The sequence below is a fragment of the Roseibium sp. MMSF_3544 genome (assembly GCF_030732845.1).
Lineage (GTDB): Bacteria > Pseudomonadota > Alphaproteobacteria > Rhizobiales > Stappiaceae > Roseibium.
Genome location: NZ_JASHKA010000062.1, coordinates 1 through 1,041, shown reverse-complemented (window position 1 = coordinate 1,041; position 1,041 = coordinate 1). Strand labels below are relative to the sequence as shown.

Here is a 1,041-nt window from a genome sequence, read left to right as displayed (position 1 = left end):
CTAGGTGTGAAATCTAAGAAGGTTGTTCACTCACATTGAAGATCTGAGACTGGTTGGTGACCAAACACAATCAGTTTCAGGATCGATGGAATGAACAACCCTCACAAGAATGCCCGCACCTGTTTTTACAGTCGAGAACAAATCGTTGAGCGCTATCAGAACGGGGAGAAAGCGCGGTCTATTGCTGCTGCGTTCGGGATATCCGTGCGCACGGTCTACAAGTGGCTGAAGCGGTTTCGCGAGCATGGCGTCTGCGGCCTGATTGCCCGGTCCAGCGCGCCTGGAACCTGTCCCAATGCGTATATGGCAGGATGGCGGGGCCTGATCGTGCGGCTGCGTCAATTGCGGCTGACGGCAGATGAGATCGGTGAAGTGCTCGACTTTCCACGATCCACCGTGGCCCATGCACTCAAGATCTGGGGCCTGAACCGCCTCAGCCGCCTCACACCTCCGGAGCCGGTGCGCCGTTACGAACGAGATGCTCCTGGTGACTTGCTGCACCTGGACATCAAGAAACTCGGGCGCTTCAACAAGACTGGCCATCGCATCACCGGGCAGCATAGGCGCAAGCGTTCCAAGGGCGTCGGCTATGACTATGTGCATGTGGCCATCGATGATCACAGCCGCGTTGCCTATGTCGAAGTGCTGCCAGACGAGCGCGGCTACACCTGCGCCATGTTCCTTGTCCGGGCTACCAGATGGTTCGCTTCCATGGGGATCACCATCAAACGGGTCATGACCGACAACGGCGTGGGCTACAGATCAAACCTCTTCGCAACGACGCTCCAGCAGATCGACGCAAGACATGTCCGCACCAAGCCATACACACCGCAGACCAACGGAAAGGCAGAACGCTTTATCAAAACCCTGCAGGAGGAGTGGGCTTACGGAGTGCCGTACAAGACTTCAGAGCAAAGAAACGATGCTCTGCCGCGTTGGCTCGACATCTACAATTGCCAACGCCCGCACGGCGGCATTAACTTCAAGACACCGATCAGTCGTCTGAACCTCAATCGGTGAACAACCTCATTGGAAAGCACA

1 protein-coding gene is annotated in these 1,041 nt (G+C 56.3%); it reads left to right on the top strand.

What is annotated here, in order from left to right; genetic code table 11:
* Nucleotides 1–90: 90 nt before the first annotated feature.
* A complete protein-coding gene (locus RBB47_RS30970) occupies nt 91–1,020 on the top strand; it encodes an IS481 family transposase (RefSeq protein ID WP_305989794.1) in 930 nt (309 codons plus the stop codon).
* Nucleotides 1,021–1,041 lie beyond the last annotated feature (21 nt).